This window comes from Paenibacillus vini (genome assembly GCF_018403325.1).
GTDB lineage: Bacteria > Bacillota > Bacilli > Paenibacillales > Paenibacillaceae > Fontibacillus > Fontibacillus vini.
In genome coordinates, this window is the sequence record NZ_BOSL01000001.1 from 411,608 (window position 1) to 426,433 (window position 14,826).

10 protein-coding genes are annotated in these 14,826 nt (G+C 48.4%); 6 read left to right on the forward strand and 4 right to left on the reverse strand.

Going from position 1 to position 14,826, the window contains the following annotated elements; genetic code table 11:
- Window positions 1-129: 129 nt before the first annotated feature.
- Both KJS57_RS01920 and KJS57_RS01925 read left to right on the forward strand, forming a co-directional pair.
- On the forward strand, window positions 130-822 hold the full coding sequence (locus tag KJS57_RS01920; RefSeq protein WP_213653562.1) for an ABC transporter ATP-binding protein: 693 nt from the start codon (window positions 130-132) through the stop codon (window positions 820-822).
- Window positions 823-825: 3 nt separating this feature from the next.
- Window positions 826-3,351, forward strand: a complete 2,526-nt coding sequence (locus KJS57_RS01925; protein WP_213653563.1) for an ABC transporter permease — start codon at window positions 826-828, stop codon at window positions 3,349-3,351.
- 192 nt (window positions 3,352-3,543) lie between these two features.
- Here the strand turns inward: KJS57_RS01925 and KJS57_RS01930 are convergent, their stop codons facing one another.
- The 4 genes from KJS57_RS01930 to pdxR form a co-directional block, all read right to left on the reverse strand.
- On the reverse strand, window positions 3,544-4,878 hold the full coding sequence (locus tag KJS57_RS01930) for a helix-turn-helix domain-containing protein (protein ID WP_244861346.1): 1,335 nt from the start codon (window positions 4,876-4,878) through the stop codon (window positions 3,544-3,546).
- Window positions 4,879-5,135: 257 nt separating this feature from the next.
- Entirely contained in the window at window positions 5,136-6,341 is a 1,206-nt protein-coding gene (locus tag KJS57_RS01935; RefSeq protein ID WP_213653564.1) for an MFS transporter, read from the reverse strand.
- Window positions 6,342-6,526: 185 nt separating this feature from the next.
- Window positions 6,527-7,879, reverse strand: coding sequence for a GH1 family beta-glucosidase (locus KJS57_RS01940; RefSeq protein ID WP_213653565.1), 1,353 nt, complete (start codon window positions 7,877-7,879; stop codon window positions 6,527-6,529).
- Between the two features lie 34 nt (window positions 7,880-7,913).
- On the reverse strand, window positions 7,914-9,470 hold the full coding sequence (pdxR, locus tag KJS57_RS01945; RefSeq protein WP_213653566.1) for a MocR-like pyridoxine biosynthesis transcription factor PdxR: 1,557 nt from the start codon (window positions 9,468-9,470) through the stop codon (window positions 7,914-7,916).
- Between the two features lie 129 nt (window positions 9,471-9,599).
- Here pdxR and KJS57_RS01950 point away from each other — a divergent pair, with 129 nt between their 5' ends.
- The 4 genes from KJS57_RS01950 (at window position 9,600) to KJS57_RS01965 (ending at window position 14,710) form a co-directional block, all read left to right on the forward strand.
- A complete protein-coding gene (locus KJS57_RS01950; RefSeq protein WP_213653567.1) occupies window positions 9,600-10,148 on the forward strand; it encodes a GNAT family N-acetyltransferase in 549 nt (182 codons plus the stop codon).
- 16 nt (window positions 10,149-10,164) lie between these two features.
- Window positions 10,165-10,785 (forward strand): CPBP family intramembrane glutamic endopeptidase, encoded by a 621-nt coding sequence (locus KJS57_RS01955; RefSeq protein WP_213653568.1) that lies wholly within the window; start codon window positions 10,165-10,167, stop codon window positions 10,783-10,785.
- 174 nt (window positions 10,786-10,959) lie between these two features.
- Window positions 10,960-11,904, forward strand: a complete 945-nt coding sequence (locus KJS57_RS01960; RefSeq protein ID WP_213653569.1) for a copper amine oxidase N-terminal domain-containing protein — start codon at window positions 10,960-10,962, stop codon at window positions 11,902-11,904.
- 7 nt (window positions 11,905-11,911) lie between these two features.
- Entirely contained in the window at window positions 11,912-14,710 is a 2,799-nt protein-coding gene (locus tag KJS57_RS01965) for an Athe_2463 domain-containing protein (protein WP_213653570.1), read from the forward strand.
- Window positions 14,711-14,826 lie beyond the last annotated feature (116 nt).

Consider the following 14,826-nt stretch of genomic DNA (forward strand, 5'->3'; position numbering starts at 1 on the left):
CAATATGACCATTCCGTTATATTTCGGACACCGGGGTGTCAGATTGATTTGCTATATTGAGTCTGTACCGTCAGGTGCGGACTCTTATTTATGTAACGCAGACATCAATAAACCCGGAGGAGAATACGAATGTCGATATTGCAAATCGATCAATTGAAAAAATATTACGGCAAAGGCGAATCGGTAGTCAAAGCCCTGGATGGAATATCGCTCACGGTAGATCGCGGCGAGTTTGTAGCAATCGTCGGAACAAGCGGAAGCGGCAAAAGCACGCTTTTGCATATGATGGGCGGCCTGGACCGCGCGACGGAAGGGAAAGTGCATGTGGACGGCAATGATATTTTTGCCATGAACGACGAGCATCTGACCATATTCCGGCGGAGGTCGGTGGGCTTTGTGTTTCAAAGTTATAATCTCATTCCGATCTTGAATGCCTATGAAAATATTGTGCTGCCGATCGAGCTGGATGGCACCCGGGTGGACAAGGAGCATGTGGACCGGATTATTGGTGCGCTAGGGTTGAAGGAGAAGGTGCTTCATTTACCGTCCAGCTTGTCGGGGGGGCAACAGCAGCGGGTAGCGATCGCCAGAGCGCTGGCGACGAAGCCGTTCATCGTGCTGGCGGACGAGCCTACGGGGAACCTGGACAGTAAGACAAGCCAGGAAGTGATGATTCTGCTGAAGCAGCTCAGCGAAAAGTTCAATCAGACCATAGTGATGATCACTCACAATGAGGAAATTGCCCAAACTGCGGACCGGATTATCCGGATCGAGGACGGCCGGATTGCACCCCGTCCCGGAGCCGGCGGAGCGGGGAGGTAGGCTATGAGAATACGCAATAAAAACGGACAAGGGATTTACCGGCTGGCCAAGCGAAGCCTGCGGACCAACCGCATGCGCAACCTGATCATTGTTTGTGCCGTTGTACTGACGACGCTGCTGATCACCTCTGTGTTCACGATGGGCTTCAGCATTAATCGTTCTATGGAGCTGTCGAAAATGAAGACGGTGGGCAGCGATTACCACGGGGGCTTCAAGTATCTTACGCCGGAAGAGACGGACAAAATTGCCCATCACCCTTCGATCAAAGAATACGGCAAGTTCATCCATGTCGGTGATGCTATGAATGAGGTGTTCCGGACCTCACGTATGGAAATTAGCCAGTTCGATGAAAACACCGCCAAACATAGCTTTATCCATTTTAAAGAAGGCGGGCTGCCGGACGGCGAGAATGAAATCGCCATGAACACCTGGGCGCTGGATTTGTTGGGCGTTTCGCATCAATTGGGGGCCAAGGTGCCGCTGGAGATGGAGATCAACGGAGAGCGGATGTCGAAGACGTTTGAGTTGTCCGGCTTCTACGAAGCGGATCAGTTCGTCGCCATGGCGGGACTAGCCTTTGTTTCGGAGGCATTTGTTCAGGAGAATCTTTCGGGGATCAATCCTGAGCAGACAAGACTTACGGGAACCTACACGAATACGACGGATCTGTCCGTCATGTTTAACAATTCTTTTGGCATTGAGGATAAAATTAAGAAGGTCCTGGCGGACACCGGAATCAAGGCGGAATATGGAGTAAACTGGGCGTACGCCAGCGTTGGGATTTTTGAAGATCCCATGAATGTGCTGCCTTATGTAGGGCTGGTACTGATCATCATGCTGAGCGGATATTTGCTCATTTATAATATTTTTCATATTTCCGTGGTCCGGGACATTAAATTTTATGGCTTGCTGAAAACGATCGGGACGACGCCAACGCAGCTCCGCAGGATCATAACGATGCAGGCGAACCGGTTGTTCTTGATCGCGTTGCCTTTCGGCCTGGCCGCCGGCTATGGGATCGGTGTCTGGCTGACGCCGATGATGAGCACTTTTTCCTCGATGGAAGAGGAAACGGCGTTTTCGGTTAGCCCGTTGATTTTCATCGGAGCGGCGGTGTTCTCGTATCTCACCGTCCGGATTGCCGCCAGCAAACCTGGTCGAACTGCCGCGCGGATATCTCCCATCGAAGCCGTCAGGTATACGGGGTTGGGCGATGTCAGCCGTAAAAAGAAAAAACGCTCGACGCAAGGGGCCAAACTGCTCCGCATGGCCTGGGCGAACCTGTTCCGGCATAAGAAAAAGCTGGTTTTGATGCTGGCTTCGCTGTCTCTGAGCCTGATCCTGTTCAGCATCATATATACGGTGATTTCGTCTTTTGACGTAAACAAGTATCTGAGCACGTTTATTTCGGGCGATGTCGTTGTGAAGGAAATGCCGGATCCATCCCAGCGCGGCTCGGTGGGAGGGACTACTGCGATCACAAAGGACATTATCCAATCGCTTGCGGCAATCGATGGCGTTGAGCACTTGGATAAGGTGTATTTTCGCAGCGAAAGTCTGAAAATCGACGAGAAGATCAAGCGGTATTTAGAGCCATTGGCAAAAGACGAAGATCCGAGAATGCCTATATATACTTCCGTACTTGGTAGCGGCGCGGTCTGGGTGCAACTTCATGGAATTGATCCGGGTTGGAATGATGTCCTCCAGAAAGGCGATATTCTCTCGGGTTCCTTTGACCCGGAGAAATTTGCCTCAGGCCAATACATGCTGATCACAGTAGCAACTCTGGGAGAAGACGAAACGGCTTCCTATTTCCGGCCGGGTGATCGCATTCAACTAGAGGGGATGGATAAAAGCTATGAGGTAATGGCGGTGCTCAAGCAAGAAGCGCTCTATGCCGCAGGAACTCAGTCTTATACGTCGGGCGGATTCAATGCTTATATACCGGGGGAGGAGTTTGCACGATCTGTTGCGGATCCCGGCATCCTGTCAGCCACCCTGCACGCCGATCCCGCCAAGCTGGAGCAAGTATTGGGGAGCTCTCAAGCATTGGTCGACTCGTATCCGGACTTGATGATGAAATCCAGGGAAGATTACCAGAAGGAGATGGACGGATTTATCCGCGTCTTCCAAACCATCGGCTACGGACTCAGTCTCATCATTGCGCTAATCGGTATCCTGAACTATATCAACACGGTTATCACGAGTATCATTACCCGGCGCAATGAATTCGCGATTCTGGAGAGCGTGGGCATGACCCGCAAACAGTTGAAGAAGACGCTGATTTACGAAGGATTATATGGAGTTGTGCTAGTCGCGTTGATCGGCGGCACCGCCGGGTTGTACCTGACCTATGTCGTTGCCAAAACCATTTCCGTGAATCTTGCGTTCACGGTGTTCCATATGTCCGTATGGCCCGTCGCTTCTGCGATCCCGCTGCTGGCTGTGATCTCTCTTGCCATAACACTGATCGCATATCGTTGGCTGTCCAAGGCTTCGATTGTGGAAAGGTTGCGGGAGGCGGAGTGAGGGAGATAGGCGTTAAAATGAAGAAAACCTCCAAGTAATTGGAGGTTTTTCTTTATCATGTTACGTTAATTTGATATGTAGGGAGTTCTAATTAAAGGCTTCCATGTTGGCCAAGAGTTGTGAAAATAGGATCGGATACAAGAAATACCACCGCTAAAACCAAGCCACCTGCTAATAAAGCCGCCTTTCTTTTCATACGGCCGCACACACCTTTCTAATAAGATGGTTATATGATAAGTGTATTTCACTGGATGCCTGATCCCTATATTCCTCAAATAACCCGACATACTTTAAAATATGCTGCTCATTATTTATTTTACATGAAAAATCCAGACCTTGTAACAAATTTGTAAAACCATTTTCGAAATCACCCGTCCGAAGATAATATAGGGTCAGTTCGTATAAGAAACTGTCATAGTAATCAAACATAATTTCGGTTCTGTATAGCTGATTCTTTTGGGGAGCAAATGCTTTGATTTCTGAATCAAATTTAAGCAGAACGGAATTTAAATCGAAATGATGCCGATTTGCGGCGAATAACATATTTAATAGCGCCGTAATAATTTCATCAGGCTTAGTTTCAATATAATCAACGTAATCCGGAAGTACACTGGAATCTCCGCTCATAATCCGATTTGCGAAGATGTTGGCCTGTGCCCATTCTGCAAAAAGCAGTTTCCAATGTTCCGTATCTTTATCGGATTCTCTCACCCAGCTTAAATCGGCATATTCATAGGTGTATTTTAAGGCCAGATCATAATCTCCCCTTCCTTCGGCAACACAAGCATAAAGAAGACTCGCATAAGCGATATATGTAAACATCGGCCTGCCTAATTTGTTCTGGTACTCCAAGAACACCCGCTCGGAACCCGGCTTATGAAAATATAATATTTTGGCCTTATTCTCCATCTCGCGGGTGAAAGTTTCTACATTGTCCCACTGTTGAAGAGATCGATACACATTGGCTAAATCCTTAAGGGCCTCAATTTGAAATACTTCATCCAGTCGATCTACGTAAGGTTCAAATTGACAGACGGTTTTGAAATTCAGCATTTGGTCTTTTCCTACCCGGATCTTAAACAGCCGATACTGGCACATCGCCAACCGCTCGGAATGCTGTTTCCGCTCACTGTCTGCCACATTTTCATAGAGGATTTCCGCTGCTTTATAATTGCCGGCCTGGAATAATTCCTCTGCCATATCAAACAGGGGTCCGGCATAAATCAAATGATCCAGCAGTAAATTTACGACATCCTGAATGCAGTCCAGCTGGTCCAGTTCTGCGCAATTTAATAGCAGAGGGCGGATGCGGCGCCAATCGGAGCGATTCCCATCCAGGTACTCACGAATGTAGTTGGTATAAAAATGGCCTCTAGGATAACCCAGCACCTCAGTAATGGAGTCCAACTGATCAATCGTCAGCTTACGTGTACCGCTTAATATGTAACTAACCGTTCCTACATTGAAATCCAGCTTCTTTGCTAATTGACTTACACTAAGCTCATTACGTTTCATAAATAAATTCAATTCCGATAGAATCGAGTGAGAATTCAATGGCACCACTCCTAGAGTCATTCTCATACCAAGGATATGAAAATTACTAGTAATGCATTGGAGGATTTATATCTGGTATAACACTAATATATCCATATACTGGGATGCGGTCAATTAATTTACTGTGAAATGAGAGATTAGAGAAATAAGGGGCGTTTTTGGAGGTCAAACAGACAAAAAAGGCCCTAAGCGGGCCTTATCTGTGATAGGAAATTTCCGGAGAATTCCGATTAAGCGGCTCCGTTACCTTGCTTCCGCTCCTGGGCATAACTGATGGCACCAATGATAAGAGCCAGCGTTACGATCGCCGCTCCCACCCAAGGGAGCGAAGCAAGCCCCATATGGGTAATCACGAGTCCGCCGATAAAAGCGCCTGCGGCGTTTCCGAAATTCCCGGCCGAGTGGCTGGACGTCGAGGCGAGCGCAGGGGCCGCTTGGGCCAGATTCATGATCCGTACCTGTAGGCCGGGCATTACGCCGAAGGAGGCGACGCCCCAGAAGAAGATCGTAATGACCGCAAGGACAGGGCTCTGAATCGTGAAGGTAAAGACGCCTAAAATCACGGCCACCATTAGATAGAGCCCGAGCAGGGAAGGCATGAGCTTCCAGTCGGCAAGCCGCCCACCGATCATGTTGCCGAGCGTTACGCCGCAGCCGAAGATCACCAGAATCCAGGTGACGCTATGCTCGGCAAAGCCGCTGATTTGCTGGAGCAAAGGGGCGATATAGGTAAAGACAGCGAACAGACTCGTGTTGCCGAGCGCTCCGATCAGCAGGAACAGCAGCAGCTTGGGACGGAGCAGTGCGCGAATTTGCTGGGCTACGCCGCTTTGCTGCTCTTGGCGCAAATGCGGGACAAACAGCAGGATTCCTCCCAAGGCGATTACGCCCATCAGGGCGATGGCGCCGAAGGAAGCCCGCCAGCCGAGCTGCTGTCCGATAAAGGTTCCAAGCGGGACGCCGACGATATTTGCAATGGTCAGGCCGGCCATCATGATGGATACGGCTCCGGCACGCTTTTCCGGCCGGACAAGTCCGGCGGCTATAACGGCACCGACGCCGAAAAAGGTGCCGTGTGTCAGCGCCGTCAGAATCCGCGCCGCCATCAGTACGGCATAGGTCGGAGCAAAGACCGATATCCCGTTGCCGAGAATGAACAGGATCATCAGCAGGCAAAGCAATCCCTTTTGAGGAATACGCTGGGTCAGCAGTGTCAAAATGGGTGCCCCAATGGCGACGCCCATGGCATAAGCGGTAATCAGCTGCCCTGCCGAAGAAATGCTGACATGCAGGTCGTCCGCAACATTTGGTAAGAGTCCCATAATTACAAATTCGGTCATGCCGATGGCGAACGATCCGACAGTCAGGGACAGTAGAGCGACCGGAAATGGTTCTTTTACGGCCGGTTTTTCAGAGATGATTGGAGTTGTATTCATGGTGTACACCTTTCAATTTACTATAAAAAAGTAAGTTCAGTTCCTAATTATTGAGCTTAACCGGAATAAGATCAAGGGCAAATTCTGGGTGATAACGCTTTAATGGAATAAACATTTTAGCGGGGACCAAAAAGCCTCCGATTCATCCCATACGGATGAGTTCGGAGGCTTCATTATTGGATGGTTTACAGGTCGGCGCCGTTGCTCTCGATCACCGAACGGTACCAGCGGCCGGAGTCCTTGATCGTCCGTTTTCCGTCGGCGTAATCGACATGGACGAGCCCAAACCGTTCATGGTAACCTTCGGCCCATTCGAAATTGTCCATAAAGGACCAGCAGAAGTACCCTTTGAGCGGCACGCCTTCGGCTGCAGCCCGGCGGTATTCCCGCAAATAGCGGTGTAAGAAGTCGATCCGCTGAGAGTCATGCACCTGTCCGTCCAGGCTCACCCAATCCATGCTCGACAGGCCGTTTTCGGTGATCATGATCGGCAGCCCATATCGTTCGTGGAACATTTTCGGTCCCCAATACAGCGATTCCGGGGTTACCGTCCAGCGGATCATCGTTTCCGGATGACCGACCGCATTGCCGATGATTTCCGGCTGTCCGTCCGGCCCCGCTTGCACGGGAGTTCCATGATAAATGTTCAGACCCAGGAAATCCAGCGGTTGGCAAATGGTCTCCATATCGCCTGGCTTAATTTCCGGCAGCCAAGGCTCGAATACGCGCAGTCCGTCTTCCGGATATTTCCCGAGGAATACCGGGTCCATGTACCACGTATTCATCCAGAAGCCCGGATCCGTAATACCGAAGGTTCGTGCTCGTGCGGCTTCGATATTTTCCGGTGTCGGCGTGACCGGGAAAGAGGTGATGCCTACCGGTGCATAGGCGATTTCGCATGGCTGTTTGGAGGTTTGACGCAGCGCTTGAACCGCTTTGCCGTGAGCCAGCAGCGAGTTGTGCGTCGCCTGCAGGAACTCGGCCATGCCGAGCTTGAGGCCCGGGGCATGCTCTCCGGTAAAGTGGCCTAGCCCTAAGTAACATTGCGGCTCGTTTTGCGTGAACCAATGGGTGACCCGGTCGGACAGCCGGTCTGCGATGACCCGGGTGTACTCCGCGAACCAGTCGGAGCTGTCGGGATGCAGCCAGCCCCCTTTTTTGTACAATTCATGAGGGTAGTCCCAGTGGAACAAGGTTACATAAGGATCAATGCCGTTCTCAAGCAGTTCGTCGATCAGGCGATCATAGAAATCGAGGCCTTTCTCGTTGATTCTTCCGGTCCCCTCTGGCAGTACACGCGGCCAGGAAATCGATAACCGATAGGCTTGGAGCCCGACTTCCTTCATCAGTTGAACGTCTTCTTTATAACGATAGTAATGATTGCAAGCGGTATTTCCGGTGTGCCCGCTTTTTACGAATCCGGGAATTTGGGAGCACATATCCCACACGGACAAGCCTTTACCGTCTTCTCTTGCAGCCCCTTCAATTTGATAAGCGGCCGTTGCGGCGCCCCAGACGAAATTAGGTTGAAAGCTCATAACGATCTCCTTTGTATGCGTTTGTTATCATTAATTATAGTATATGTAATAACAAAATAACACGACTTGAACCGAACATTGATAGAGCGAGGAATGGCGCTAACGTTAACCAAAGCAAATGGGGTGCCCACGAGTCTCGTAATAGACGTATGCCTTCGTCGATCAGGTCCATATTGATGCCTCCGAACCCGATCATAAAGCGTTTTTCTATGCGTTCCTCCGGTTTGTTCCAAAAAAATGCGGCGGAGGAGACCCGGACACCGGCCTGATCGGCCAGCGCAATCAGTTCAGCCTCCGGCAGCGGCGACCGGACTTCCAGGATGATATGCAGTCCGGCGCTGTCTCCAAGGATATCGGCATGGCTTCCGAAGTGATTTCGGATGGAGGCCGTCAACTGCTGGTTCTTTTTACGGTACACGTTTCGCATTCTCCGGACATGCTTTTCGAAGTAGCCCTTTTGCATAAACAATTGCAGGGTACGCTGATGGATTCGTGAAGCCGAGGCCTCGAACATGATGTCCCGCCGCATTTCATGGAAGGACGGAACCAATCGTTCGGGAAGGACCATGTAATGGATGCAAAAATCCGGAGCCAGTACCTGAGAGAAACCTCCAAGGTAGATAACGTGATCGTTCGGTAGGAGTCCTTGGAGAGAGGGAACCGGCTTGCCCTGGTAACGGAATTCTCCGCCATAGTCGTCTTCGATCAGAAATCCGTCAGTTTCCTTAGCCCACTCCAGTAATTCCAGTCTGCGGGTGAGCGGCATGACGATGCCCAGCGGAAACTGGTGAGAGGGAGAGACGCTGGCGATTCGTGCGGAGCTCAGGCGAAGTAAATCGGGACGCAATCCCTCCTCATCAAGAGAGATCGGGTGTACATGGTATCCGATGGCACGCAAGGTTGCCGGGATGATTCGATACCCGGGATCCTCTACGGCTACGGCATTGCCATAAGGCTTCAACATTTGCCCAAGAAACTGGATAAGCAAATGCTGCTCCGCTGCAATGACGATCCGGTCGGGGTGGCAGACGACGCCGCGAAACTGGCGAAGATACGACGCAATTTCCTGGCGCAGACCTGCCTCCCCCTGGGCTTCCCCATAAAACAGCAAGTCTCCAGTCTCCGGTTGAAACAGCTGGTTGAATAACCTTTTCCAGATGGAAAAAGGAAACGGGCTGAAGTCGTTTTTAGACAAATGAAAGTCGTATGTCCAATCTTTTCGCTTCGGAAGAGGTGCAGGCTCAACCGCGGAAGATGCAAGTGGACTGCGCCCGGTTCTCTGATTTTGTTCTTGTCCTTCACTAAAGCTGCTGTTCAGGCTCAATTTCCCGTAGCTTTCCGGCAGCTTGACGACAAAGTACCCTTTTCGCGGCCGGCTCTCAATAAAACCTTCGGCAATCAGTTGCTGATACGCGAGCTCGACGGGTGTGGTGCTGACGGACAGAAACTCAGCCTGTTTCCGAATGGAAGGCAGACGATGTTCTTCCGGCAGAACGCCCGAAATAATGTCTTGTTTCATCGTTTCGTAAATTTCCATGTACCGGAAGGCAGGCTTGGAACTCGCCGTGTACGGACGCGGTAAGTGGTACATCCCATCACCTCAGCTAATCAATCTGTCCTTTAATTCTAAATAGATTTGTATATTTTTTAATATACAACAGCTTGATATAGTTGGGACAAGAGAATTATAGAGAATTATATTGAAGGAGATATGAAAAAGATGACGGTTCAAGCAAGGTTTTTGGAAGGGGAGCAGGTCTATTTGCGCCCCATTGGCGCGGAGGATGCGGAATGGTATTTTCATAATTTATACGACCCGGAGACAAGAAGGCTGACAGGAACCCAACGGCATTTTACGAAGGAGGGCATCTCCGCTTATATCGAGCGTAAAATCCAGGATGACTCCAGCGTGTTGTTACTGATTGCCCTGTGCGAGAATGACGAGCTGATAGGAGACATCGCGTTGCAGGACATCGATCCCTATAATCGGAACTGCAATATCCGGATTGCTATAAGCAGTCTGGCCCAGACCGGCAAAGGCTACGGCACGGAGGCGTTAAATCTGATGTTGGATTACGGATTCGGCATTCTGAATATGCACCGGATTGAACTGAATGTTTTTGATTACAATCCAAGGGCGCTGCATGTTTACGAGAAGCTGGGCTTCAAACGGGAGGGTGTCCAGAGAGAGGCCTTGTATTATAATCATGAATATCATGATTCAATTACGATGGGCCTGCTGGAGGATGAATTCCGGGCAAGGAAGTGAAGAGGGAAGTATATAGATGAAGGAAACGTTGAAGAAGGATCAGACCGGCCAAAGTAATAGAAGGGAATCCAAACCGGAAGAGGCGATTGCGGTGTTCTTTTCCTTTTCCTTGGTTTGCGCTGCGGTTATTATGCTGCTGGTCGTTCAAGGGACGTATAGCCTGCCGGATATCTTATCTTTCAAAAAGTCTCCACTGGAGTGGGCGCTCTATACCTTAATTCCCTTAACGGGAATCCTGTTGCTCGGGGTGATTCTGACGAAGCGCCTTTCCTCAGAGCATATTGACGACGCCAACAAGAATTATCAACATCTTTCATTAATGAAGATAGTGCTGTTCATGTTCTCGGCAGCCTTGTTCGAAGAACTGTTGTTCCGTGGTCTCATCCAAAACGGACTGCTGTTATTTTTGAAAAAGGAATGGTTAGCGATTCTGGCGACGGCACTCCTGTTCTTGGCCTTCCATGTGCAATATTACAAGAAGCCGCTAATGCTCTTAAATATAACCGTGCCCGCTTTGGTCTTTGGTTGGGTTTATGCCGAAACCGATAATATTCTCGTCCCTTTCTTCATTCATTTCCTCTCGAACCTGTTGATGACCCTATTTTTTAAATATAATTGGATCAGACTAAAGGAATGAACCTGAAAATGATCCTACCATAGAGAAGCTTATTTCTGTCCAAAAAAAGGGGCGGGAATAGGCTTTTTTTGTTTTGACTTAGCTATTGTATGAAATGGGTCATTCTAGTAAAATACCCAGTTAGATACTGTTAAATGGAAAAATTTATCTCTTCGATTAAAGGAGGAAATTATGATGAAAAAGGTACTATCGATGTTTACGGCAATTCTTGTATTGGTTACGATTCTCCCGGCTAGTTCGTTTGGGGCGGCGGTTAAAATGCCGTTGAGGGTAGAAGTGAATGGAGAACGAATTTATTTTCCTGACGCTCAGCCATTTGCGGACAAAAACCAGCGGGTACAGGTTCCGGTGCGTTTTGTGAGTGAGGCTTTAGGGGCGGATGTGGACTGGAAGTCAGCCACAAAAACAGTGACGGTAGTGTTGGATTCCGATTCCATTATTTTGACCTTGGATAAAAAAGCGTACACCTTAAACGGACAAAAGAAACAAATGGATACGGCCGCACTCCGTAAAGAAAGCCGAACGTTCGTCCCGCTGCGCTTTGTGAGTGAAGGACTCGGCGCTACGGTGGAATGGGATGCTGCGATCAATACGGTGCTGATTACAACTTCTGATATGAGCGCCAGCGGCAGCAATTCGGCCAGTACCGGCGGTAACTCTTCGACGGATCCGAAGGAACCGGTCGACTCAGAGAACCCGAAAGATCCAGCCAAACCAACCAATCCTGAAGAACCTACAGGCCCTAACGGTGGGTCAGACGAAGATACGGTAAAAGAAGATGTGATCCATGGATTTAAGGTGTATTACAATACGGGGTCTAAATTGAGTATTGATGACGATGGAAAGTATGACAAACTAAAGTCGGGTAGTTTTGTGCTTGGATTAAGAGTTACATTTACAACCAAGGGTAGAGATTATAACAAACAAGTTGAGGAAATGGAGGCTGTTTTAAGGCAACAGGTAGAGTCAAAGACAGTGGATACCATTATGGCATACGTGAAAAAGAAAAAAGTACGGGGGGATATCCTTGAAACAAAAGTGTTCAAGGATGATACTTATGAAATTTGGGTGGGATCTCAGGAGAATGAAGATACTAGTTTGAAGATTTATATGAAGTAGGTGTGTCATGAAGAAAATAACAATGTGGATTTTAATATCAATACTTTTATTTAGCGTGATTCCATATAAAGCACTGGCAGTTGAGAAGAGCGATGCAAGTAAAGTTGTTAAACTTTTAAATGAGTTAAATGAAGCCGGTGCTTCCGCTGCTGATGAAGTTCTTAAAAGAGCGAATCATGATATGAATGAAATATATGAAAAGGAAGACTATTTCTTAGAAAGAACCGGAAAGGGAGCTTTTAATCAAGAAGGAATAATAAAAAAAAGAATACAGGAAGGCCTAAGCAAGCCTACTGAGTTTTATGGATTTGAAATAGTATACGGTAAGAGTCATGATGACTACTTTGAAGATATTAAAATGTATCGCTATTCAGGATACTCTATTAATGGAGATCCTGTTTCCACCAAGGGGTTTCCTTGGGATGCGGGATGGAGCGGAAAGCAGATTCAAAATTTCGATCTGGTTTCTGAACCTTGGAAAAATATGAAAGAGGTTCGCAAGAATAACTTCGACAACTACAAAATGAAAAACGTCCCCGACAACCTGAAAGAAGCCCTTCCCGACGGTACCTTTGAGAAGTTAATTCAGGCCGGATTGGACCGCGAATATGGCGGGAGAAAATACGGGGATGGACTCATGTATCACAAAAATAAGGAACGGGCCGGTCTTGTCGTCTACACCAAAGGAGCCAAACCCAACCGCGGCAAAGGAAAGTGGATCGATTACGTTCATGTCATTCAGCCTCCTACTTATCTCTCCCAAGGGTACGGCCGCATTTACATAAACCATAAGGATGGAAGCATTACTTACCTTGGAATCCCGATTGCCGCTTTCTCTACCTTAGATCAAGGACCAGATCTGTCTGCCGAGTTCGAAACTCTGCCTTCCGCAGAGGTGGCCGAAGAAGGGGTGCTGGTGAGCGTCCGGATACGGTCGGATTTTAAAGAACCGGTCACAGCTCCATATGAATGGATTATTACCCGAAAAGCCGATGGCAAGCGATTGACGGCTGACGATGGCCTGAAATTCACGGGACACGCACTCGCGGAGACTGGGAATCTAGCCATCCCTGCGGGCGGGAAAAGGTTATTGAATGCCTCGTTTATAATGCCGGACAGCGATGTCCGCGTCCAGTTCAAAATTAACAAAGACGGGAATTCACCGAAAGAAGACGATTTGACAAACAATGTTCTGGATTCGGACCCGGATGCGATTAAGCTGACGGTTCCGCAAGCACTGCCTTATGATGCCCTGTCGATCAAGTATAGGGAAGACCTTCCGTCCAATACGGCAACTTTGCAGCTTCCCCAAGGAAAGTGGAAGGAAGGTGCCAATGCAACGGGACGGTTAAATGTTGTAGAGGACCCTAAGGATTTATACCGGAATTTTGATGATGATCCCAACCCGGACATTAATGAACCAGGAGAATCCTTTACTAGGTCCCCGATCGCCAGATACACGATAAAGCGGGAGGATTTTGGGGATAATCCGGCAAAGGGATCGTACTTGAATCCGGAAGATCCCGAAATCCCGTTGACTAGGGACGGAAAAATTTCTTATTCCGGCTCTGTGAGTAGGCCGTACACCTACGAAGAATCCTATCAATCCTGTGAGGGAAAGGATAAGGACGGCCAAGATATCTGCACCACCCAAACAAGGACCGTTGAGAGCACCGCCACTGCGGACTTCACTCCCGGCGAACTCCCTTCTGTTTTCAAAATGTACGTCTATAACGGTATGGAAGAGGTCCCTCCGCCTACTGATTTTAAAACAGAGATTGAAGAGAACAGTCCGCAATCGCTGCAAAAGAAATTGTACTGGGTGAATGAGCCTTATAAGTTCGACGTCATACGCTGGATGAATCATTTGGGCGAAAACAAAAAGCCGTATAAATGGGAGATGGTTCCCGGACAGTATGAGCGGGAATTTACTCAACAAGCCAGTGGAGAGGTTACTATACACGCTGAGAAGACGATGGAAGAAGAGTACGGCCAGGCGAGAAGCGCGGCGAGCAAGCGGACAAACAAGAAGTCGCAGTATGACAAGGCGGTATTTGCAACCGATAAGGAACTGCAGAAGTATGATTACCCGATCAAATCGGGGTATTATTTTAATCCGGCAGGGGAATACACTTTTACCGTTAAGACGGTTACTTACAAGCAGACGACGGAGGATACCGCAGATCACCAGGATCTGGTTGATTCTCTAATTGATTCTTTTAAATATGAATCGGACCTCATTTATATCAATAGCAACAAGGAAGCAGTCAACTTGCGGAATGAAAAGCTCAAATCTAATAACCGCGGGGGCTTTGCGACAAAGCCGGGGGTTTTGACAGCAAAGAATAACACGGGTGTAAATGGTGCGGTGCTTCTGGAAGTTCTGGATAGAAACGACACGACACAGAAACGCTACACTAAAAAAGTGAACGAGATCCCGCACTCCCAAAACCGCGACGGTTATACCCATGATTTTTGGAAAATGGTGATGGAAGGTTATAGCCTGTCCAAGACAGAAGGCAAGAACCTGTATTACAAATACCGGGAATACGTTAAAGATGGTCAGCATATTTACAGAATTACTGAGACAACAAAAGTCACGATCAAGATCAATCCGAACAATCTTCCGGTATATACGCATGCGAACATGCAAGATGGGGAGTATTCAATCCACGTTTCGATGGACTCTATTGATTTGACGGGGAATCACGCCTATAACGTGCTGGGTAGTATGGATGGCGTAGAGGAACTGGATCATATCGGCATCACCGTCGTTGGCTCCATGTTTGATGATTTGAATAATTAGTTTTGAACCCTATACCCCTTTCATTACATCCATGTCAATCACCCTCACTTTGAAAGAGACACGGAGTAATGGAGGGGTATTTATTCGGAAGGAAAGTCAGGACAATACAAGCTCGG

Coding starts and splice junctions, on each gene's coding strand:
- KJS57_RS01935 (WP_213653564.1), bottom strand. CDS start 6,341: ATGAATACAACTCCAATCATCTCTGAAAAACCGGCCGTAAAAGAACCA.
- KJS57_RS01960 (WP_213653569.1), top strand. CDS start 10,960: ATGAAAAAGGTACTATCGATGTTTACGGCAATTCTTGTATTGGTTACG.
- KJS57_RS01940 (WP_213653565.1), bottom strand. CDS start 7,879: ATGAGCTTTCAACCTAATTTCGTCTGGGGCGCCGCAACGGCCGCTTAT.
- KJS57_RS01950 (WP_213653567.1), top strand. CDS start 9,600: ATGACGGTTCAAGCAAGGTTTTTGGAAGGGGAGCAGGTCTATTTGCGC.
- KJS57_RS01965 (WP_213653570.1), top strand. CDS start 11,912: ATGAAGAAAATAACAATGTGGATTTTAATATCAATACTTTTATTTAGC.
- KJS57_RS01955 (WP_213653568.1), top strand. CDS start 10,165: ATGAAGGAAACGTTGAAGAAGGATCAGACCGGCCAAAGTAATAGAAGG.
- pdxR (WP_213653566.1), bottom strand. CDS start 9,470: ATGTACCACTTACCGCGTCCGTACACGGCGAGTTCCAAGCCTGCCTTC.
- KJS57_RS01925 (WP_213653563.1), top strand. CDS start 826: ATGAGAATACGCAATAAAAACGGACAAGGGATTTACCGGCTGGCCAAG.
- KJS57_RS01920 (WP_213653562.1), top strand. CDS start 130: ATGTCGATATTGCAAATCGATCAATTGAAAAAATATTACGGCAAAGGC.